Annotated in this window: 20 protein-coding genes; 10 read left to right on the top strand and 10 right to left on the bottom strand. The window is 63.1% G+C overall.

Features of this window, described 5'->3' with window-relative positions:
* Positions 1–124, top strand: a 124-nt coding sequence (locus IEG05_RS21615) for a transposase (protein ID WP_135960834.1), incomplete at its 5' end; no start/stop codon positions are given.
* Between the two features lie 21 nt (positions 125–145).
* Here the strand turns inward: IEG05_RS21615 and IEG05_RS21620 are convergent.
* Positions 146–1,669 (bottom strand): fumarate hydratase, encoded by a 1,524-nt coding sequence (locus IEG05_RS21620; protein WP_041014778.1) that lies wholly within the window; start codon positions 1,667–1,669, stop codon positions 146–148.
* 194 nt (positions 1,670–1,863) lie between these two features.
* Here IEG05_RS21620 and IEG05_RS21625 point away from each other — a divergent pair, with 194 nt between their 5' ends.
* Positions 1,864–2,994 carry a GGDEF domain-containing protein gene (locus IEG05_RS21625; protein ID WP_046622382.1) on the top strand — a complete coding sequence of 377 codons (1,131 nt, stop codon included), beginning with the start codon at positions 1,864–1,866 and terminating at the stop codon, positions 2,992–2,994.
* Positions 2,987–3,928, top strand: a complete 942-nt coding sequence (locus IEG05_RS21630; protein WP_046622380.1) for an iron-sulfur-binding ferredoxin reductase — start codon at positions 2,987–2,989, stop codon at positions 3,926–3,928. The genes IEG05_RS21625 and IEG05_RS21630 overlap by 8 nt, the downstream gene beginning before the upstream one ends.
* Positions 3,929–4,002: 74 nt before the next feature.
* Here the strand turns inward: IEG05_RS21630 and pyk are convergent, their stop codons facing one another.
* Positions 4,003–5,451 carry a pyruvate kinase gene (pyk, locus tag IEG05_RS21635; protein WP_046622378.1) on the bottom strand — a complete coding sequence of 483 codons (1,449 nt, stop codon included), beginning with the start codon at positions 5,449–5,451 and terminating at the stop codon, positions 4,003–4,005.
* Between the two features lie 148 nt (positions 5,452–5,599).
* Between pyk and IEG05_RS21640 the strand changes: the two genes are divergently transcribed.
* The 3 genes from IEG05_RS21640 to IEG05_RS21650 are packed head-to-tail and all read left to right on the top strand — an operon-like array spanning position 5,600 to position 6,901.
* Entirely contained in the window at positions 5,600–5,977 is a 378-nt protein-coding gene (locus tag IEG05_RS21640; RefSeq protein ID WP_023446819.1) for a tetratricopeptide repeat protein, read from the top strand.
* Between the two features lie 25 nt (positions 5,978–6,002).
* The gene (locus tag IEG05_RS21645) at positions 6,003–6,425 is read left to right on the top strand and encodes a DUF4124 domain-containing protein (protein WP_014821277.1); all 423 of its coding nucleotides are present in this window, start codon (positions 6,003–6,005) and stop codon (positions 6,423–6,425) included.
* A gap of 47 nt (positions 6,426–6,472) precedes the next feature.
* The gene (locus IEG05_RS21650) at positions 6,473–6,901 is read left to right on the top strand and encodes a PilZ domain-containing protein (protein ID WP_014821276.1); all 429 of its coding nucleotides are present in this window, start codon (positions 6,473–6,475) and stop codon (positions 6,899–6,901) included.
* A 7-nt stretch (positions 6,902–6,908) separates the two neighbouring features.
* Here IEG05_RS21650 and IEG05_RS21655 read toward each other — a convergent pair whose 3' ends face one another.
* From IEG05_RS21655 to IEG05_RS21680, 6 genes are read right to left on the bottom strand one after another with little or no spacing between them, the layout of a single operon-like run.
* A complete protein-coding gene (locus IEG05_RS21655) occupies positions 6,909–8,237 on the bottom strand; it encodes a DUF58 domain-containing protein (RefSeq protein WP_046622377.1) in 1,329 nt (442 codons plus the stop codon).
* Positions 8,234–9,247, bottom strand: coding sequence for an AAA family ATPase (locus tag IEG05_RS21660; protein WP_041014771.1), 1,014 nt, complete (start codon positions 9,245–9,247; stop codon positions 8,234–8,236). Before IEG05_RS21660 ends, IEG05_RS21655 begins: the two co-directional genes overlap by 4 nt.
* Complete coding sequence (locus tag IEG05_RS21665; RefSeq protein ID WP_191122714.1) at positions 9,244–10,416, bottom strand: DUF4350 domain-containing protein; 1,173 nt, start codon at positions 10,414–10,416, stop codon at positions 9,244–9,246. The genes IEG05_RS21660 and IEG05_RS21665 overlap by 4 nt, the downstream gene beginning before the upstream one ends.
* On the bottom strand, positions 10,413–11,963 hold the full coding sequence (locus tag IEG05_RS21670; protein ID WP_046622372.1) for a DUF4129 domain-containing protein: 1,551 nt from the start codon (positions 11,961–11,963) through the stop codon (positions 10,413–10,415). Before IEG05_RS21670 ends, IEG05_RS21665 begins: the two co-directional genes overlap by 4 nt.
* Entirely contained in the window at positions 11,950–12,930 is a 981-nt protein-coding gene (locus IEG05_RS21675; protein ID WP_046622383.1) for a stage II sporulation protein M, read from the bottom strand. Before IEG05_RS21675 ends, IEG05_RS21670 begins: the two co-directional genes overlap by 14 nt.
* Positions 12,927–13,634 (bottom strand): RDD family protein, encoded by a 708-nt coding sequence (locus IEG05_RS21680; protein ID WP_046622370.1) that lies wholly within the window; start codon positions 13,632–13,634, stop codon positions 12,927–12,929. Before IEG05_RS21680 ends, IEG05_RS21675 begins: the two co-directional genes overlap by 4 nt.
* Before the next feature lie 237 nt (positions 13,635–13,871).
* Here IEG05_RS21680 and sbcB point away from each other — a divergent pair, with 237 nt between their 5' ends.
* Positions 13,872–15,308 (top strand): exodeoxyribonuclease I, encoded by a 1,437-nt coding sequence (sbcB, locus tag IEG05_RS21685; protein WP_046622369.1) that lies wholly within the window; start codon positions 13,872–13,874, stop codon positions 15,306–15,308.
* A gap of 136 nt (positions 15,309–15,444) precedes the next feature.
* Here the strand turns inward: sbcB and mvaT are convergent, their stop codons facing one another.
* On the bottom strand, positions 15,445–15,825 hold the full coding sequence (gene mvaT / locus IEG05_RS21690; RefSeq protein ID WP_003303488.1) for a histone-like nucleoid-structuring protein MvaT: 381 nt from the start codon (positions 15,823–15,825) through the stop codon (positions 15,445–15,447).
* Between the two features lie 354 nt (positions 15,826–16,179).
* On the opposite strand from mvaT, the gene purU reads away from it, so the two are divergent.
* Genes purU through IEG05_RS21705 form a run of 3 tightly spaced genes read left to right on the top strand, consistent with a single transcriptional unit; the run spans position 16,180 to position 18,761 of the window.
* Positions 16,180–17,031, top strand: a complete 852-nt coding sequence (gene purU / locus IEG05_RS21695; RefSeq protein WP_023446811.1) for a formyltetrahydrofolate deformylase — start codon at positions 16,180–16,182, stop codon at positions 17,029–17,031.
* A 15-nt stretch (positions 17,032–17,046) separates the two neighbouring features.
* A complete protein-coding gene (locus tag IEG05_RS21700; RefSeq protein ID WP_046622368.1) occupies positions 17,047–17,286 on the top strand; it encodes a hypothetical protein in 240 nt (79 codons plus the stop codon).
* Entirely contained in the window at positions 17,286–18,761 is a 1,476-nt protein-coding gene (locus IEG05_RS21705; protein ID WP_046622367.1) for a helicase HerA-like domain-containing protein, read from the top strand. The genes IEG05_RS21700 and IEG05_RS21705 overlap by 1 nt, the downstream gene beginning before the upstream one ends.
* 80 nt (positions 18,762–18,841) lie before the next feature.
* On the opposite strand, the gene IEG05_RS21710 is transcribed toward IEG05_RS21705, so the two are convergent.
* The gene (locus tag IEG05_RS21710; protein ID WP_014821265.1) at positions 18,842–19,063 is read right to left on the bottom strand and encodes a hypothetical protein; all 222 of its coding nucleotides are present in this window, start codon (positions 19,061–19,063) and stop codon (positions 18,842–18,844) included.
* Positions 19,064–19,322 lie beyond the last annotated feature (259 nt).

A 19,322-nucleotide genomic window follows, 5' to 3' on the forward strand; every position in this document is an offset into this window, starting at 1 on the left:
TACCAGCGTCCTTGAGGGCGTCAACAACCGCATCAAGGTGATCAAGCGTATGGCCTATGGTTTTCGGGACTCGGAATACTTTTTCCTGAAAATCAAGGCTGCCTTCCCCGGGAAAGCGCGATGAACCTTTTTATTGGCGTGTCGCTTATTGCACCTCGACCGCCAGGCTGTCGGCGATCTTCTGCTGCCAGATCGCCGGGCCGGTGATGTGCACCGACTCGCCGTTGGTGTCGACGGCGACGGTGACCGGCATGTCCTTCACTTCGAACTCGTAGATCGCTTCCATGCCCAGCTCGGCGAAGGCCAGCACCTTGGACTTCTTGATCGCCTGGGCGACCAGGTAAGCCGCGCCGCCAACCGCCATCAGGTAGACGGCCTTGTTGTCCTTGATCGCTTCGATGGCGATCGGGCCACGCTCGGACTTGCCGATCATGCCCAGCAGACCAGTGCTCTCGAGAATCTGACGGGTGAACTTGTCCATGCGCGTCGCGGTGGTCGGGCCAGCCGGGCCAACCACTTCGTCACCGACTGGATCGACGGGGCCTACGTAGTAGATGAAACGGCCCTTGAGGTCGACCGGCAGCTCTTCGCCCTTGTTCAGCATGTCGACCATGCGCTTGTGCGCGGCGTCGCGGCCGGTGAGCATCTTGCCGTTGAGCAGGACGGTCTCGCCCGGCTTCCAGCTCTGCACTTCTTCAGGGGTGATGGTGTCGAGGTTGACGCGGCGCGCGCTCGGGCCGGCTTCCCAGACGATTTCCGGGTAGGCATCCAGCGGCGGCGGGGTCAGTTCGGCCGGGCCGGAGCCGTCGAGCACGAAGTGTGCGTGGCGGGTGGCGGCGCAGTTGGGGATCATGCAAACCGGCAGCGAGGCGGCGTGGGTCGGGTAATCCATGATCTTCACGTCGAGCACGGTGGTCAGGCCGCCGAGGCCCTGGGCGCCGATGCCCAGCTGGTTGACCTTCTCGAACAGCTCAAGACGCAGCTCTTCGATGCGGTTCTGCGGGCCACGGGCCTTCAGCTCATGGATGTCGATGGATTCCATCAGGACTTCCTTGGCCATCACCGCGGCTTTCTCGGCGGTGCCGCCGATGCCGATGCCGAGCATGCCCGGCGGGCACCAGCCGGCGCCCATGGTCGGCACGGTCTTCAGTACCCAGTCGACGATCGAGTCGGACGGGTTGAGCATGGCCATCTTCGACTTGTTTTCCGAGCCACCGCCTTTGGCGGCCACATCCACCTCAACTTTGTCACCTGGGACGATGGAGTAATGAATGACGGCTGGCGTATTGTCCTTAGTGTTCTTGCGGGAACCTGCCGGGTCGGCCAGGATCGAAGCACGCAGGACGTTTTCCGGCAGGTTGTAGGCGCGGCGCACACCCTCATTGATCATGTCGTCCAGGCTCATGGTCGCGCCGTCCCAGCGCACGTCCATGCCGACACGGACGAACACGGTGACGATACCGGTGTCCTGACAGATCGGACGATGACCGGTGGCGCACATGCGCGAGTTGATCAGGATCTGCGCCATGGAGTCGCGGGCAGCCGGGGATTCTTCACGCAGGTAGGCTTCGTGCATCGCCTGGATGAAATCCACGGGGTGGTAGTAAGAAATGAACTGCAAAGCGTCAGCGACGCTTTGAATCAGGTCGTCTTGCTTGATCACGGTCATGCAGCGCGTCCTCATACGGGGCGATAAGAGGCGCGTCGGGGGTGGCAGTCGACGCGCCGCGAAAAAATGCGGCGCAGTATAACGCGTCAGGCTGCGCGGTACACGGATGGACCAGGAGCGATGGGAATGCTGGCTAGGATTTTGTTTTCGGTAAGCGTAGAGTGCGGCAAATTGCCACAGCGGGAAGGATCCCTATGAGTGCGATGCGTGACGAGACCGATCTGCGTACATTGCAGCAATTGGTTACGCGGCGATTCGCACTGGCCTCCGTGACCTATGGTCTGGGCCTGGTGCTGACCTGGGTGGCGGTGGCGGGGGGCTTCTACCAGGCCTCGGTGGCCAGCGCCGTGGCGCAGTCGGCATTGATTGTGGTGAGTCAGCTGCTGTTCTTCTGGCTGTTTCACCGAGGCGTCAACCTGCGCTCGAAGGATCCCAGCCTGACTGAGCCGCAGGTCCTGGTGGGGCTGCTGTGGCTGACGACCTTTCTGTTCAACCTCGGTAGCGCGCGTGGTTCGCTGCTGGTGCTCTATCTGCTGGTGCTGATGTTTGCCGTCTTCCTGCCACCGAAGGTGTTCATTCGCTACGCCGCACTGGCTTTCGTCAGCTTCGTCAGCATGGCTGCCCTAGATTACTATCTGCAGCGGCCGATCGAGACCGATGTGTTCCTGCTGCAGGCCAGCGTGCTGCTGGTGACGCTGATCTGGATGTGTCTGTTCGCCGGCCACGTGTATCGCTTGCGCCAGCGCATGCGCCAGCGGCGTTTCGCGTTGCAGGCACATCAGGACACCCTGCGCGGAATGATGCGTCAACTTGAGGATCTGGCTTCTACCGACGAGTTGACGGGCCTATACAACCGGCGGCGCTTCCTGCGCATCGCCGAGGGCGACCTGAACCGCTTGCGCAAGGGGCATCAATCGGGGCTGGCGCTCATCGATCTGGACCACTTCAAACGCATCAACGATATCCACGGCCATGCCACCGGAGACCGCGTGCTGCAGGCCTTTGCCAGCGTGGCGCGGTCCTGTCTGCGTGATGACGACGTGCTGGCCCGTTATGGCGGCGAGGAGTTCGTGCTACTGCTGCCCAATACCGACGCCGAGCAGTTCACCGCGTGCTGTGAGCGCCTGCGAGAGGCTTTCGCCAACGCCGAGCCGGAAGACGCCAATATCGAAGCCGGACATCTCAGCCTGTCGATCGGCCTGACCCTGCTGAACGCCGGAGATGATCTGGATGCAGCGCTACAGCGTGCCGACGAAGCGCTTTATCGAGCCAAGCGCGGTGGTCGCAATCGTTGCGAACCCGCCTGGGTCACCGCCGATGCCTGAGTTGCATTGCGCCGGCAAGCGCTGGTCGGTCGCGCCCGCTACCAACCTGCTTGATGCCCTGATCGCTGCCGGCTTGCCCGTACCCTACAGTTGCCGCGCCGGCAGCTGCCACGCCTGCCTGGTGCGCTGTGTCGACGGAGCACCGCGCGATCTGCAACCCGACCTGCTGCGGCCCGAGCAGCATGCGGCCGGCTGGCGACTGGCCTGTCAGTGCCGTGTCGAGGAGGATTTCGGTGTAGAAGTCTTCGATCCCCGCCGCGACGGACTGCCCGCTCAGGTGCAAAGCGCCGAGTGGCTGAGCGGCAGCGTGTTGCGCCTGCGTCTGCTGCCGGAGCGGCCGCTGCGCTATCGTGCAGGTCAGCACCTGTTGCTGTGGACCGGTGCCGGCATCGCTAGGCCGTATTCGCTGGCCAGCCTTCCCGGCGACGATTCCTGGCTGGAGTTTCATCTCGATTGCTCCAGGCCGGGGGCGTTCTGCGATGCCGCGCGGCAGCTGCGCGCGGGCGACACGCTGCGGCTGGGCGACCTGCACGGTGGTGCATTGCATTACGAGCCGGAGTGGTCCGAGCGCTCTTTATTGCTGCTGGCTTCGGGAACCGGGTTGGCCCCTTTGTTCAGCCTGTTGCGCGAGGGCCTGCGCCAGGGCCATGCCGGGACGATCAGGCTGGTGCACTTTTGCCGTGACGAGCACTACCTGCGCGGGCCGTTGCAGGAGTTGGCGGACAGGCACGAGAACCTGGAGCTGCAATGGGTCGATGCGCAACAGCGTGACAGCATGCTTTCGACGCTACGACCAACGTCGCGGCGGGACATCGCGCTGCTCTGCGGCGGTTCGGCGTTCGTCGACGCCTGCGCCAGGCGCCTGTTTCTCGCGGGCCTGCCGCGTGGACAGATATTCAGCGACGCTTTCGTCAGCGCGACTCAGCCGCGGTAGTTGGCTCCCCGTTCGATCCCGCAGACAGCACGAGGCCGGCTAAAGAGCCGGCCTCGTGTGATTCCCTGCCAGCCTTACTGATCGCCGACGCGCAGGATCTTCATCGTGTTGGTACCGCCTGTGCTGTCGTGGTAGCTGTCGCCCTTGGTCAGGATCACCCAGTCACCGGGCTGCACGATGTTGCGCTTGAGCAGCTCCTCGACTGCCATCTGGCTGACCTTTTCTGCAGGTAGCGCAGCCGGATCGAATGGGATGGTCTGCACGCCGCGGAACAGCGCGACCCGTGCCTGGGTTTCGCGGTGCGGCGAGAAGGCGAAGATCGGTACCGAAGACCGGATGCGCGACATGATCAGCGGTGTATAGCCGCTTTCGGTCAGGGCGATGATGGCCTTGACCCCCGGGAAGTGGTTGGCGGTGTACATCGCAGCGAGCGCGGCACTCTCGTCGCAGCGCTCGAACTGCTGGCCGAGGCGGTGTCCGGACTTGGTGCTGGTCGGGTGCTTCTCCGCGCCGCAGCACACACGGGCCATGGCCTTGATCGCTTCGATCGGGTATTCGCCGGCGGCGCTTTCGGCCGAGAGCATCACCGCATCGGTGTAGTCCAGCACGGCGTTGGCTACATCGGATACCTCGGCGCGGGTCGGCATCGGGCTGTGGATCATCGACTCCATCATCTGCGTCGCGGTGATCACCACCTTGTTGTGGCGGCGGGCGTGCAGAATGATCTTCTTCTGAATGCCGACCAGCTCGGCATCGCCAACTTCCACGCCGAGATCGCCGCGCGCCACCATCACGCCGTCGCTGGCGCGGATCAGGCCATCCAGCGCCTCATCGTCGGCGACCGCTTCGGCCCGCTCGATCTTGGCGATCAGCCAGGCGTCGGAGCCAGCTTCGTCGCGCAGGCGGCGGGCCAGGTCCATGTCAGCGGCATCACGAGGGAAGGAAACTGCCAGGTAGTCCAGCTGCAGGTCGGCGGCCAACTTGATGTCGGCCTTGTCCTTGTTGGTCAGCGCCGGGGCAGTCAGGCCGCCGCCGCGACGGTTGATGCCCTTGTTGTCCGACAGCCGGCCACCGATCAGTACGGTGCAGTGCAGTTCGTCCGCGGTGGCGTTGTCGACGCGCATCACCACGCGGCCGTCGTCGAGCAGGAGCTCATCGCCGACGCCGCAATCCTTGACCAGATCCGGGTAATCGATGCCGACCACTTCCTGATTGCCGGCGTCGCGCGGATGGGTCACGGAGAAGCGGAACTGGTCGCCTTCCTTCAGCTCGATGCGCTTGTCGGTGAACTTGGCAATGCGGATCTTCGGCCCCTGCAGGTCTCCGAGCAGCGCGACGAAGCGGCCGTGGCGCGCGGCGATTTCACGGACCAGCTCGGCCCGGGCACGATGCTCGTCGGGGCTGCCGTGGGAGAAATTCAGGCGGGCTACGTCCAGCCCGGCGACGATCATCTTTTCCAACACCTCCGGCGAGCTGCTCGCTGGGCCCAGGGTGGCGACGATCTTGGTGCGACGCGGAATCATTCAATTGCTCCTTTTTCTGGCTGGCCCCGAGGCTACTATGCTCGCCGGTTGTAGTCATCGCTCGGCGAGCACTACTCTTTGCGTCCGGCTGACGGGCTGTCTGCAGGTTTTTCCAACCCGGTCGATACAGGAGCATACGGAGGAACCCATGCGCACCCTGATCATCGTTTTCCTGAGTCTTCTGACCGTCGGCTGCAGCAGTCGGCATGCTTTCGATCGCCACCTGGATGCGGCTTACCAGTACTACGAGGCCGACAACTGCGAGCGGGTGATGCAATCACTGTCGCAGGCAGAACGCCGTAGCAAGCCGCGCAGCCAGGTCCAGCCGGAGATTTCACTGTTGCGCGGCCAGTGTCTGGAGCGCCAGGGCCTGTTCGTCGACGCTGGCGAAACCTATCGTTTCATCGTCGAGCGATACCCTGCCAGCGAGTACGCCTATCGCGCTCGTGCGCGCCTGGAGACGCTGAGGCAGCTGGGCCACTATCATGCCGAGGCACCGCCGGTGGTTCAGCCGGCCAAACGTTGATTTCATGAAAGCCATGTGAGGGATCATGCGAGCTTTGCTGATGACCGCCATGCTGCTGCCTGCACTGGCAGATGCGCAGATCTATCGCTGGACCGATGCCAACGGACAGGTTCACTTCGGCCAGCGCCCGGCAGCCGGAGCCGAGCAGGTCGAGGTTCGGCCCCAGGTCGTCGAACGCGACGACCAGACCCGTGAGCGTGAGGCGCGCAGCGAACGATTCTTCGATGCGCGGCGGCAGGAGCAGCAGGCAGCGAGGGAGCAGGCCAGCAAAGCGCGGGCTGCACGAGATCAGGAATGCCAGGGCTTGCGCAGCCAGTTGTCGCGACTGCAGCTTGGCGGACGTTTTTTTCGTAACGATGCAGCCGGAGAGCGCGTCTACTACAGTGAAAGTGAAGTAGAGGCGGCTCGACAGCGCCTGGCGATGCGTATCAGCCAGGAATGCAGTTGAGCCGACAGGACTCGAATTGCAGGGTTAAGGCTGAAGGCTCCGACGACATGAACATGGCGAACCAGCGTCGTATCCAGCGGCATCAGTTGCCGTACTACCTCAACGTATTCAATCGGTTCACCGAGAAGCCGCTGGGCTTCATCGGCAACCTGTCCGAGGGCGGGCTGATGCTGATCAGCCCCTATCCGATGATGCTTGGTGTTCGCTTCGAGATGCGCCTGAAGATTCCGGGCCAGAGCGGTCAACTGCGGCAAGTGGATTTCAGTGCGTTCAGTCTGTGGTCAAGCGAGGATGTGACGCCGGGCAGCTACGATACCGGCTTTTCCCTGATCGACCCGCCCGGGGATATCCGCGAGATGATCGCTGCCCTGCATCACTACTTCAGTTTCCAGCCGATGTTGCACATTCCTCTGGCGCATCATGCCAGCCCGGCATCGGATCGATTCACTGACAAGGACTGCTGCCACGGTCTGTGAGCCGCGCTCACAGCGTCCCGGTTTTCTTCCACGCCAGATAACGCCCGATAAGTGCCGGCCCCAGATCGCAAGGCTGGACGTCGAGTACCGGCATGCCATGGGCCGCCAGGCGCTTGTGCAGCGCCTGGCGGGCGTTCAGGTAGTCCTGGGCGCCGCAGTAGTCGAGCGCGTCGTCCAGGCTCTGCACCGGCCGCAGGCGCAGCTGGTCCAGTACTTCTTCGCGCAGGCTCACCAACAACACCCGATGTTTGCGTGAGAGCCGCTTCAGCGCCCCGTGCAGCTCGGCATCGTCCTCATCGCGCAGGTTGCTCAGCACGATAACCAGTGCCTGGCGCTGTTGCCGGGCCAGCAACCGATCGACCGCTGCGCCGTAGTCTGCGGGCTGCTGGGTGGGCTGCAGGTCGTAAAGACCGTTCAGTAACACGTGAAGTTGCTGTTGGCCCTTGGCTGGGGTGACGTGACGCGGCTGTTCGCCGGCGAAGGTGCAGGCGCCCACGGCATCGCCCTGGCGCAACGCGGCATAGGCCAGCAGCAGGGCAGCGTTGAGGGCATGGTCGAAGTGCGTGAGTTCGGCGTCCTGGCTGCGCATACGCCGACCGCAGTCGAGCATCAGCACGATCTGCTGGTCGCGCTCGTCCTGATATTCGCGGGCAATCGGCATGCGTGCCCGCGCCGTGGCTTTCCAGTCGATCTGCCGCAGGGTGTCGCCCTCGCGGAACTCGCGTAGCTGGTGAAATTCCAGCCCCAGCCCGCGGCGCGGTTGCTGGCGGACGCCGAGGCGATTCAACCAGACGTCGATCGCCTGCAGGCTGGCTCCGTGCAACCGAGCGAAGTCGGGATACACCCGGGTTTCGTCGACAAGCTCAAGCTGGCGTCTGCTGCGCCAGAGGCCCAACGGGCTGGCCAGGCGAAGATCGCAGTGCTGGAAAACGAACTGGCCGCGGCGGGTCGGGCGCAGACGGTAGTCGAGTTGGCAATGTTCGGCGGGCTGCAGCCGCATGCATTGCGGCAGCTGTTCGAAGATCATGCCCTCAGGCACGTGGTCGAACAGCTCCAGCTCGATTGCGCGGGAATGTGCGTTGCGCACCAGCAGTTGCACGTTGCTCCAGTGGCCCAGTGGCAGATTTCCCGACAGGCTGCGTTGCAGCGCAGGCGACGGCAGTCGCCTCAGGGCGAAGGCGTCGAGCGATGTCACCGTAACCAGCGCCAGCAACAGGCCCCACCAGGCGGACTGCCAGTGCCCGGCTTCGACGCCGAACGCGGTGAGAACGCCAAGAGGAATGGCCACGAGCCCCAGCGCGGCCAGCGCAACGAGCAGGCGACGGGATGGCGTCATGCGCGTGGCGCCGCGACCTGATCGAGTAGCTGCTGCAGCACCTGGTCCACCGACAGTCCCTCGATATCCAGCTCTGCCGACAGGCGCACCCGGTGACGCAGTACCGCCAGCGCGCAACCCTTGATGTCATCAGGCGTGACGAACTCGCCGCCGCGCAGCAGCGCTCTGGCGCGACCACCACGAACCAGCGCGATCGATGCGCGGGGGCCAGCACCCAGCGCCAGCCCCGGCCAGCTGCGAGTGGTGCGGGCAAGGCGCACGGCATAGTCCAGTACCTGATCGTCCAGAGGCAGTTCGCTGGCGATCTTCTGCAGGGCCAGCACATCCCGGGCCTGTACCAGCTGGCGCAAGGCGCTGACGTCGAGCATGTCGGCGCGTGCCGAGCGGGTGACCTGGCGTACCAGCTCCAGCTCTTCGTTCGCCTGGGGGTAGTCCATGCGCAACATCAGCATGAAGCGGTCAAGCTCGGCTTCCGGCAGTGGGTAGGTGCCTTCCTGTTCGATGGGGTTCTGCGTGGCCATGACCAGAAAAGGTTGCGGAACCGCCAGGGCCTTGCCTTCCAGGGTGACCTGGCGTTCCTGCATCACCTCGAGCAGCGCGGCCTGAGTCTTGGCTGGCGCACGGTTGATTTCATCGGCCAGCAGAAGGTTGGTGAACACCGGCCCCTTGCGCAGCTTGAACTGCTCGCTCTGCATGTCGTAGACGGCATGGCCGGTGACGTCGCTGGGCATCAGGTCGGGGGTGAACTGGATGCGCGAGAACTCGCCGCCGAAGCAGCGCGCCAGCGCCCGTACCAGCAGTGTCTTGCCCAGCCCCGGCACGCCTTCGATGAGCACGTGGCCGCCGGCGATCAGCGCGGTCAGAACGCCATCGATGACGTCGTCCTGGCCGATCACCGCCTTGTGCAGCTCGTCGCGCAGCGCCTGGGCGAGCTGGCTGGCTCGCAGGCGCTGGCTCACCGGGTTGGAGGCCGGAGCAGGGTTGCCGGATTCTGGGATGTGTTCGCTCATAGCGCGTTCCTGAGGGTTTGCAGGTGGGCGACCTGTCGGGTGAATTCGGTAGCCGACAGACGTTGCTGCGGCAGTGGGCGCATGGCCAGCTCGATGCTGGCGATCGGCAGGCTGGAGAGACGGGCGAGCAGTGGCAGCTGGGCACTCGGCGGAAGCTGTTCGAAGCCCGGATGACGTTGCCCCGCTCGGCGCTGGATGTCCTGTTGCAGCGGCTGCAGCAGACTGTGCTGGCGACCATGGCGCAGCAGGAACTCCGCCGACCCACGCAGGTGTTCCTGCAGCTGGCGACGCGCCGGGTTGAGCGGAGCCTGCAGTGGGCCGAAGCGTTGGCCGGCATGCCAGAGCGCGAACGCCACAAGTAGGCCCAGCACGGTGAGAAGTTCGGGGAAATGGCGGCGCAGCTGTGCGAGCAAGCCGTCGTGTTCGCTGCGGTGCACCAGAGTCACCGCGCTGTCCTGAGTCAGATACCAGAGCAGCCAGGCATGGTCGTACTGATCGATGTTGCGGTTCTGCCAGATCCAGCTGTCGGTCAGCGCGGTGATCAGCCCGTCACCGTGCTGCAGTTGCAGCATGTGCGTGGCGCCTGCGCTGTTGGCCCAGGCGTGGGCGCGGTTGTCGGCATCATAGAGGTGAAAGTCGGTATCGAAGGCCAGATAGGCCGGCGCGCTTTCATTCTCCAGATACAGCTTGGTCAGCTGCGGATGCTGTTCGGCGGTGGATGACTGCGGTGTCTGCGCATCATCGTCCAGGTCGTCAGCTGCGTACTGCTGCAGATTGAGCCGGTCGAACAGCAGGTCGCCGCTTTTGCCGTTCTCTTCATCCCACAGTCGCTCTGCAACCACGACCAGATGGCCGCCGGCGTTTGCCCAGTCCAGCAGGCGCTCGGTCTGCCGCGGGGTCAGGTTGCCGCGGTCACCGAGCAGGAGCAGCGTCTGGCCAGAGGTGGGCAGGGTCTCAAGTCCGGCGATGCCTTCCTGATGCACGACCTGCAGGCCAAGGTCGCGCAGGAACAGCTCGGCGGCCAGGTAGGTGTTGCTGCGCGCTTCCGGGGTCGGGCCGTGCTCGACGACGTCTTCATAGGATTGCAGCTTGCCGGTCAACCAGATGACCAGCAGACCGATCAGCAGGACCGCGGCCGCGGCGAGCAGGCGAGGGCGGAGTCGGTTCATGGCCTCGACTCCTCGGCAAACAGCGCACGCCAGCCGGCACACAGTTCGTCGCGGACCACGTCTTCGGCGTTCCGGTGCCCGTAGGCCTGGTGCTGCCAATGCTGCGTAAGTTGCTCGGCAAAGCGCGACAGCGGTTCGCGCTGAAGCTGTCGCACGCGCGCCAGCACCTCGCCCTCGGTATGCGCCGCCTTCAGCGGCAGCTGGAAATCATGCAGCAGGCGGCTGAGCAAGCCGCGATAGAGAAGTGCCAGAGATGCGCGCGGATCCTGCTGCCAGAGTCGTTCGGCCTCGCTGGCAACGTCGTTTGGCAGGCTTTCGGGCGCGACGTCGAGGCCGAACAGCTGCGCGGGTGCAGGTTGGCGGCGCCTGGCCGGCAGCTGTATGCGGCTGCCGAAAGTCTGCAGCCAGTCGCGGTAGCGCCACAGCAGAAGCGCGACCAGCAAGGCCAGTGCGGTCCAGAGTAGAACTTCGAGTGCCTGCGCCAGCCTTTCCAGGCTTTCCCACAGCGAGCCACCCTGCAGCAGGCGTTCGAGCAGGCGCGCCAGAGCGCCGGGCTCCTGCGGGCTGTCTTGCGCACCAAAGCGCCAACGGGTGACCGTCTCCCGGTGCTGAAAGGGCGGTTGGTCGAGCAGCGCGTCGATTCGTTCGCGGGCCGTCTCGCTGGTCAGTGGCTGATTCAGCAGACGCTCGCTTTTCGGGCCCTGTTGCGCTGTGTCGGCCGTTGGCGCCGCTGCCCAGGCATCGTGCGCTGTCGGCCAGAACAACAGGCCACAGGCAAGCAGCACCGCTGGTGCAGCGCTGAGCAGGCGCTGGCGCAGTCGACGGAAGGCCAGCTCTATGTCCCACGCCTCCAGATGAGTGCGTCGATTGAGATAGAGGCTGAAGCCACAGGCGACATAGATAGGCTCCCAGACGATGAGCACCAGCGCATAGAGCAGATTGGACAGGTGTTCCAGCCAGAGCCATTCGGCGCTCAGCCCGAGCAGATCTTCCCAGTTCCAGCGCTGTACCAGCTGCGCCGGCAGCAGGAAATACAGCACGCCGAGCAGGCCGAGCCAGAGGGCTCCTTCCAGATGCACGCCGACCACGGTCAGCCAGCTGGGCGCGCGGCCGCTGCGCAGACTGAGCGTGAGCAGGCGTTGCTTGCGTGCCTTGCCGTCGAGCCCCTCGAGCTGCTGCACTGGCAGATCGAAGCTGCGCGTCGTGCTCAGGCGACGCCAGGTGAGACTGGCCAACAGCTGTGGCCGCAGCAGGCCGGGGAAGGCTCGCAGGCTTTCTCGAAAGTCTGGTGTTTCACCGAACAGTGCTTTGGACAGGATGTGCAGCGGCAAGCGCTCGTACAGGGGTTTGAGCCACCAGAACAGCAGCAGCGCCAGACTTGGGTGCTGCCACAGCAGCAGACTGATCAGGCCGAAAAGCGGCAGCGTCACGGCCGCCCAGGTCGTCATCAGCAGCTTCGCGTGGCGCCTGGCGAGCAGGGTGCCGAGGTCCAGCGCCTCCCATGGACTGCGCGGGCGGATCGAGACGCTGGCATCACTCAGCTGCATGCTGCGCCCTCCCGGCAAACGCGAAGTAAACGGACACGATCAGCCAGAGCAGCGCGCCGACGATGTACTTGATCATGGGCGAGGTCAGGGTCATGGATGACCAGTAGGCCTCAACAAAGGCAGCGATCAGCAAGAACAGGGTGGCCCCGCAGACCAGCTGGATGCCTCGCTTGGCGGCCTGACGCAGCGCCTCTGCGCGGGTCAGGCGCCCCGGCGCCACCAGCGCTACGCCGAGCTGCAGCCCCGCGGCGCCGGCAAGGGTGATGGCGGTCAGCTCGAACGCGCCATGGCCGATGACGAACGACCAGAACGGCTGGTGGTAGCCGATGGCGCTCAGGTGGCCCGCGACGGCGCCGATCGTCAGGCCATTGAACAGCAGGAAGAAGAGCGTACCCAGGCCGAACAGCAGCCCGCTGGCGAACGTCTGGAATGCGATGCCGATATTGTTCATCACGTAATAGCCGAACATCAGCCAATCGTCGCCCGAGCCCCGTTCGGCGAAGCGACCCAGGCGGCTGGCGTCCGGGTCGTACATCTGTTCCATCTGTGTGACCTGGTCCGGCGGCAGGATGCTGAACACCAGCTCCGGGAAGGCGAAGACCAAAGCGGCCATGCCGAGCAGGCTGCCGTAGAAGAGCAGGCTTGCTGCCAGTACGCAACGCCACTGCTCACGGACCGCGCGGGCGAAGCCACCGGTGATGAACCCGAGCAGTCGCCCCAGCAATGGACTGCGGTGCCGATAGAACTGCTGATGGCCGCGCAGGGCGAGCTGGCGCAACTGATCGATCAGCTGGCTGCTGTAGCCGCGCGATTCGGCCAGCGCCAGGTGTTGGCAAAGACGGCGGTAGGCGGCGGGGAAGTCGCTGGCCTGGCTGGGACTTGGCTTGCCACGCTCCAGCGCGTCCAGCTGGCCGATGAAGTCATGCCAGTCGGCGTGATGCTGGCGTTCGAAGGCGGCCTGCTTCATGGCGCGCCTACCAGTGAGCGGGCGATGCCATGGATCTTTGCCTCGGCGTTCTCACCGGTAACCGCCAGCGGTTCGGCAAGGATCGAAGCCAGCTCCAGACGCCGCTCGGCAGAAAGACTGGCATGACGCTCGGAGAAGGCAATAAGAGCGCGTTGCTCATCGAGACTTAACGCAAAAGGCGGTTTGGCAGCTTCCACCTCCGGCAGCGTCGGGCGCGCTTGTGGTCTTTCCCGGTAGACCACCAAGGTCCCTGCGGCGAGATCGCCGAGACGCTTGAAGGCAGGGTGGCCCAGGCAGCTCAGTGCGCCGAGAAAATAGCCGAACGGCAGCATATCGACGAAGCGCAGCAGGTTGCGCGTCAGCGAGGAGGTCCAGCCGACCGGCGTGCCATCGTCATGCACTACTCGCAGACCCAGCCAGTACTTGCCAGGTGTACGTCCCTGGTTCAGTACTTCGAAGAGCACCATGTACCACCATTGCACAAGGAACAGCAGAAGCGTCCCAAGACCGATACCAAAATTGCCCAGCATCCCCAGGATGATGAAGAGGGCTAGCAGGATGGCAGCACGGAGCGCCAGGTCGATGGCAAAGGCCAGCGCGCGCGGTACGAGCCCGGCCGGACGCAGGAGTAGATCGATGCCTTCGGGCGTCTCCACGCGATGGCTATTGTCGAGCGGCAATGGTCGGTCGAAAGCTGAAGGCAAGGGTAAAGTCGTCTGAGGTAGGCAAAGGTCGATGCTATGCGGCAAGTGCCGCTGCGGCAATGCGCCTGAGTCGTCTGAGCGGAGGGCAAGCCGGAGGGGTGTGATTATGGCGAAGTGCCTGCTGCTTTGCAGGATGTCGTTCGCATACCCAATGCTGAGCGGGCAGATCGGTTGACGCACGCGGCGATGTGCCGCCCTGGCTGATAGACTGCCGCGCTGATCGAGAAGGACTCTCCCGTGAATTCAAGCATCTTCTGGTACGACTTCGAAACCACAGGAATCTCGCCCAGCCGCGACCGTCCGTTGCAGGTGGCGGGTATCCGCACCAACGAGGCGCTCGAGGAAATCGGCGAGCCGCTGAACATCTATTGCCGTCCCTCCGACGACATCCTTCCGCATCCGGCGGCCTGCCTGGTCACTGGGATCACCCCCGCGACCCTCGAACAGAAGGGCTTGTGCGAGGCCGAGTTCATTCATCGCCTGCATCAACAGCTGTCGATGCCTGGCACCTGCGGCGCCGGTTACAACAGCCTGCGGTTCGACGACGAGGTGACGCGCTACAGCCTGTACCGCAACTTCTACGATCCCTATGCCCGTGAATGGCAGGGCGGCAACAGCCGCTGGGATCTGATCGATCTGGTACGCACGGCTTATGCTCTGCGCCCGGAAGGCCTGGTCTGGCCTGAAGAGGAGGGGCGGGTGACGCTCAAACTCGAACGACTGAGCGTGGCCAACGGGCTGGAACATCTGAATGCGCACGACGCGCTATCCGACGTGCGCGCGACCATTGCCCTGGCCAGACTCGTTCGCGATCGGCAGCCGCGGCTGTACGACTATCTCTACAACCTGCGCCGCAAGCAGGCGGTACTTGAGCAGATCCGGTTGCTGGAACCCATGGTGCATGTGTCCGGCCGCTTCTCCGCTGCACGGCATTTTCTCTCGGTGGTCCTGCCGCTGGGCTGGCACCCGCGCAATCGCAATGCGCTGATCGTCTGCGATCTGCAGGCCGGGCCGGAGCCGCTCTTGCAGGAAACGGCTGAAACGCTGCGTCAGCGCCTGTATACCCGACGTGACCAGCTCGCCGATGGCGAGTTGCCGGTGCCCTTGAAGCTGGTGCACGTCAACAAGTGTCCCGTGGTGGCGTCGCTCAAGGTTTTGCGCACGCAAGACATCCAGCGCCTTGGTCTGGATATGCCGGTCTGCCATGAGCGTGCAGCGATGCTTCGAGAGCAGCGGCATATCTGGAGCACCAAGCTCGAAGACATCTATCGCGAAGACCGCTTCGCTGGCACTGATGATCCGGAGCAGCAGCTGTATGACGGTTTTCTCGGGGACCGCGACCGGCGGCTGTGCGACCAGGTCCGTAGCCTGTCACCTGCGGAGCTGGCGAAACAGCCATTCCGATTCGATGATGCGCGCCTCGACGAGCTGTTGTTTCGTTACCGCGCGCGTAACTTTCCTGAAGCGTTATCCGTCGACGAGCAAGCGCAATGGCGTCAGTTCTGCCAACAGCGGCTGAGTGATGGGGCATGTGGCGCGCCCAACACCCTCGTGCAGTTCGAGTCGGATATCGAGCAATTCATGATCGGCGCCACGCCGGCACAACGGCAACTGTTGCAGCAATGGCGCGAGTACGGTCAGGGGTTGCGTGAGCGTTACCGCTTGAGCAATTAACTCTTGGGGAAGGCGTATGTTTGTGCGCCACGCCTGAATCGAGCGGGGAAGGAAGAGTGCAGCACAAATAAAAACGCCGTTTCCCGACATCAATGATTAATGTCGAGAAACGGCGTTCGTTATAAACCGTAGCCGCTTAGCCGAGAAGGGTGGCCCAGCTTTCCACGGTGTCGGAGCCCCACTGGGCTTTCCATTCTTTCAGGGTCTTGTGATTGCCGCCTTTGGTTTCAATCACTTCACCGCTGTGTGGGTTTTTATATTGCTTCACGCGGCGGGCGCGCTTGCTGGTCGCGGGAGCTTTTGCAGCGCGAGGGCTCTTGCTGTTGCGAGAGGCTTCCGGATCGAGCAGGGCAATGATGTCGCGTAGGGACTTCTGGTATTCACCCATGAGTTCGCGCAGCTTGCCTTCGAATTCCAGTTCCTTTTTCAGCTTGTCGTCTTCGGATAGCGACTTCAGGCGCTCTTGAAGTTCCTTGATGGCTTCTTCAGTAGCGCGATACTCATTGATAAGTGACATATGACTTCCTTGGGATAGGTTTGAACGCAAGTGGCAGCAATCATAGTCCTGCGTAATCCGCAAGTAAATATAGCCTTGTAAAAAAGCCGCACTACTATTTGAAAGGATATGTGACGCAGGCTAAGAACTGCTATTGCAGCCGTGCGCAGGCTTAAATCAAGCGGAAAGCCTGTTTTATCGGACAAGTTTTTTCGATTGGTTTTTATGCTTTGCATAACAATCCGATGACTGCGAGCCGCGCCGTTTGCGTCATCGCGCATAGTTGGCGCTGCGCCTCGATCTTAATGGCGATGGCTGTGCTTTTGTCTGCTGGGCTAGAATGCCGCATTTCCCATTGAGTCGGAGTAACCGTTGATGCGCACTTTCAGGCTGGTCATTGCCTGTCCCGATGGCGTTGGCATTGTTGCCAAGGTCAGTAACTTTCTTGCCACTTACAACGGCTGGATCACTGAAGCCAACCATCATTCGGATCACCAGAGCGGTTGGTTCTTCATGCGTCACGAGATTCGCGCGGACTCACTGCCTTTCGATCTGGACGGTTTCCGTCAGGCGTTCGCTCCGATCGCTCGTGAGTTTTCAATGGAGTGGCGAGTCACCGACTCCGAGCAACGCAAACGCGTGGTGCTGATGGCCAGTCGCGAATCCCACTGCCTGGCCGATCTGCTGCACCGTTGGCACAGCGGCGAGCTGGACTGCGACATTCCCTGCGTGATTTCCAACCATGACGACCTGCGCAGCATGGTCGAATGGCATGGCATTCCCTACATTCACGTGCCGGTCGACCCCGCCAATAAGCAGGAGGCGTTCGCCGAAGTCACCCGCCTGGTCCGCGAGCAGCGCGCCGATGTAATTGTGCTCGCGCGGTACATGCAGATCTTGCCGTCCGAGCTGTGCGACGAGTTCGCCCAGCGCGTGATCAACATCCATCACAGCTTTTTGCCGTCCTTCGTCGGCGCCAAGCCCTATCACCAGGCCTCGCTGCGCGGCGTGAAGCTGATCGGCGCCACCTGTCACTATGTCACCGAGGAGCTCGACGCCGGCCCGATCATCGAGCAGGACGTGGTGCGCGTTAGCCATCGCGACAGCATCGAGGACATGGTCCGGCTCGGCAAGGACGTAGAGAAGATGGTGCTTTCTCGCGGCCTGCGCTATCACTTGGAGGACCGTGTGCTGGTACACAGCAACAAGACGATGGTGTTCAACTGACATCCGGGAGCATCTGTGACCGATCCCCTCGAGCGTGCCGCGGCCAAGGCGCCGCCCATCATCGGCAGTGGTTGTACACAGCGATACGATCCTGAGGCGCTGTCGCCCGAGCAGGGCGCCGAGTTCGCCGATGCCGCAGCGCTATGGGCCGAGTTTCAGGCTGAGCAGGGCAATGCAGGTCGGCAATCGAGTGCATCGACGCCCGACGAGAGCGCCCCATCCGGAGCGCGCGAGCACGACAAGGAGGCGGGTTGATGAAGGCTGCAATCGATCGTCTGGTACTCGGCGCTGATGCGACGGGTGAACCGAACAGCCAGTCCCTGCGCCTGGCCAATCGGCACGGGTTGATTGCCGGAGCCACCGGCACCGGCAAGACAGTGACCTTGCAACGTCTGGCCGAGCAGTTCAGCGATGCCGGAGTTGCCGTGTTCGCTGCCGACATCAAGGGCGATCTCTGTGGCCTGGGTGCTGCCGGTGCACCGCAGGGCAAGATCGCCGAGCGGATCGCCAGCATGCCCTGGCTGGACCATCAGCCGCAGGCGTACCCGGTGACCCTGTGGGACGTGCATGGTCGTAGCGGCCATCCGCTGCGTACTACGTTGAGCGAGATGGGGCCGCTGCTGCTGGGAAGCCTGCTGCAGCTCACCGACAGCCAGCAGGCCGCTTTGTACGCGGCGTTCAAGGTGGCAGACCGCGAAGGCCTGCTGCTACTCGATCTGAAGGACCTCAAGGCGCTGTTGGCTCACCTCAAGGCTGAGCCGCAGTTGCTCGGCGAGGACGGTGCATTGTTTACCGGTGCATCGTCACAGGCCCTGCTGCGACGCCTGGCAACGCTCGAACAGCAGGGCGCCGAGGCGCTGTTCGGTGAGCCAGCCCTGCAACTCGAGGATCTGTTGCACCCCGCGGCGGACGGCCGAGGTCCCATCCATCTGCTCGATGCCAGCGTACTGGTGCATGAGGCGCCCAAGGTTTATGCGACCTTCCTGCTATGGCTGCTTGCCGAACTCTTCGAGCAGCTTCCGGAGCGGGGCGATGCCGACAGGCCTTTGCTGGTCCTGTTCTTCGATGAGGCGCACCTTCTGTTTGGCGATACGCCCAAGGCGTTGCAGGAGCGGCTGGTGCAGGTGGTGCGGCTGATTCGTTCGAAAGGTGTTGGCGTCTATTTCGTCACTCAGTCCCCAGCCGATCTGCCTGACCAGGTACTGGCGCAGCTGGGGCTGCGAATCCAGCATGGTTTGCGGGCATACACCGTCAAGGAGCAGAAAGCACTGCGCTCGGTGGCTGACGGATTTCGTGCGAACCCGAACTTTGCGACGCTGGATGTGCTGACCCAGTTGGGCATCGGCGAGGCCCTGGTCGGTGGGCTCGAGGCGAAAGGCACGCCGGCGATGGTGCAGCGAGTCTCGATCGCGCCGCCACAGTCGCGAGTGGGGCCGCTGAGTGAAGCTGAGCGCATGCAGCTTATCGCGAGGTCCAGCTTGCGTGGCCGTTATGACAAGCCCGTCGACCGTGAGTCGGCCTACGAAATACTGAGTGCTCGGGCCATGCAGGCAGTCGAGGAGGCTGAGCGTCCGGTCGAGAAGCCTGCGCGAGGCAAGAGCAGTGCAGGCAGCGATCTGGGGGATCTGGCCGGACGAGTCGTCAAAAGTGCGTTGAGCCAGGCTGCCAGTCAGTTGGGGCGTCAGTTGGCCAGAGGGTTGCTCGGCTCGTTACTCGGCGGTAAGCGCTGACTTATCGGCGCTCTTCAGTTCACTACTGCTGTTTGTATTGGCTGCGCTAGTTGACTTCCTGACCTGCACGGAGGTCAGGATCAGGCTTGCCCAGTTGCCGCGCTTTCACAATCGGCATGTTTTTCCTGTTCGAGCTTCTGCAGTTCCCGCTGAAACACTTGATCAAGCACAGTGGGTTTCTTGCGCCACGGCTTGCGCTCGGGTTCGCGTTCAGCCGCGTAAGTCGTAATTTCACCACCATAGACATTGGTAAAGCGCTGCGCCTGGCGCTCAAGTTCGGCGCGCAGTTCGTCTTTCGTCACGTAAGGATCCTGTTTTTCTAGTTGAATTAAGACGCCTCTGAAAATGAATGACGCGTCTTTGGTTGTAACCGAAGTTTTCAGTTGCAACAGAGTCGAGCTTATGTGCGTGAGACTGGAGGTCAACTGAAAAGGGGCGGTTGCAGGAGCTGAGTGCAACACGGTCATTGAATTGAAGCTGGAGCATCATGCCGCATAGCCATGGCCTTCTGCATCACCTCACCCATAACTTCGATGGGGCACTTGAAGTCGAAGCGCTTAC

It is taken from the genome of Stutzerimonas kunmingensis, from assembly GCF_014764705.1.
Taxonomy (GTDB): Bacteria; Pseudomonadota; Gammaproteobacteria; order Pseudomonadales; family Pseudomonadaceae; genus Stutzerimonas.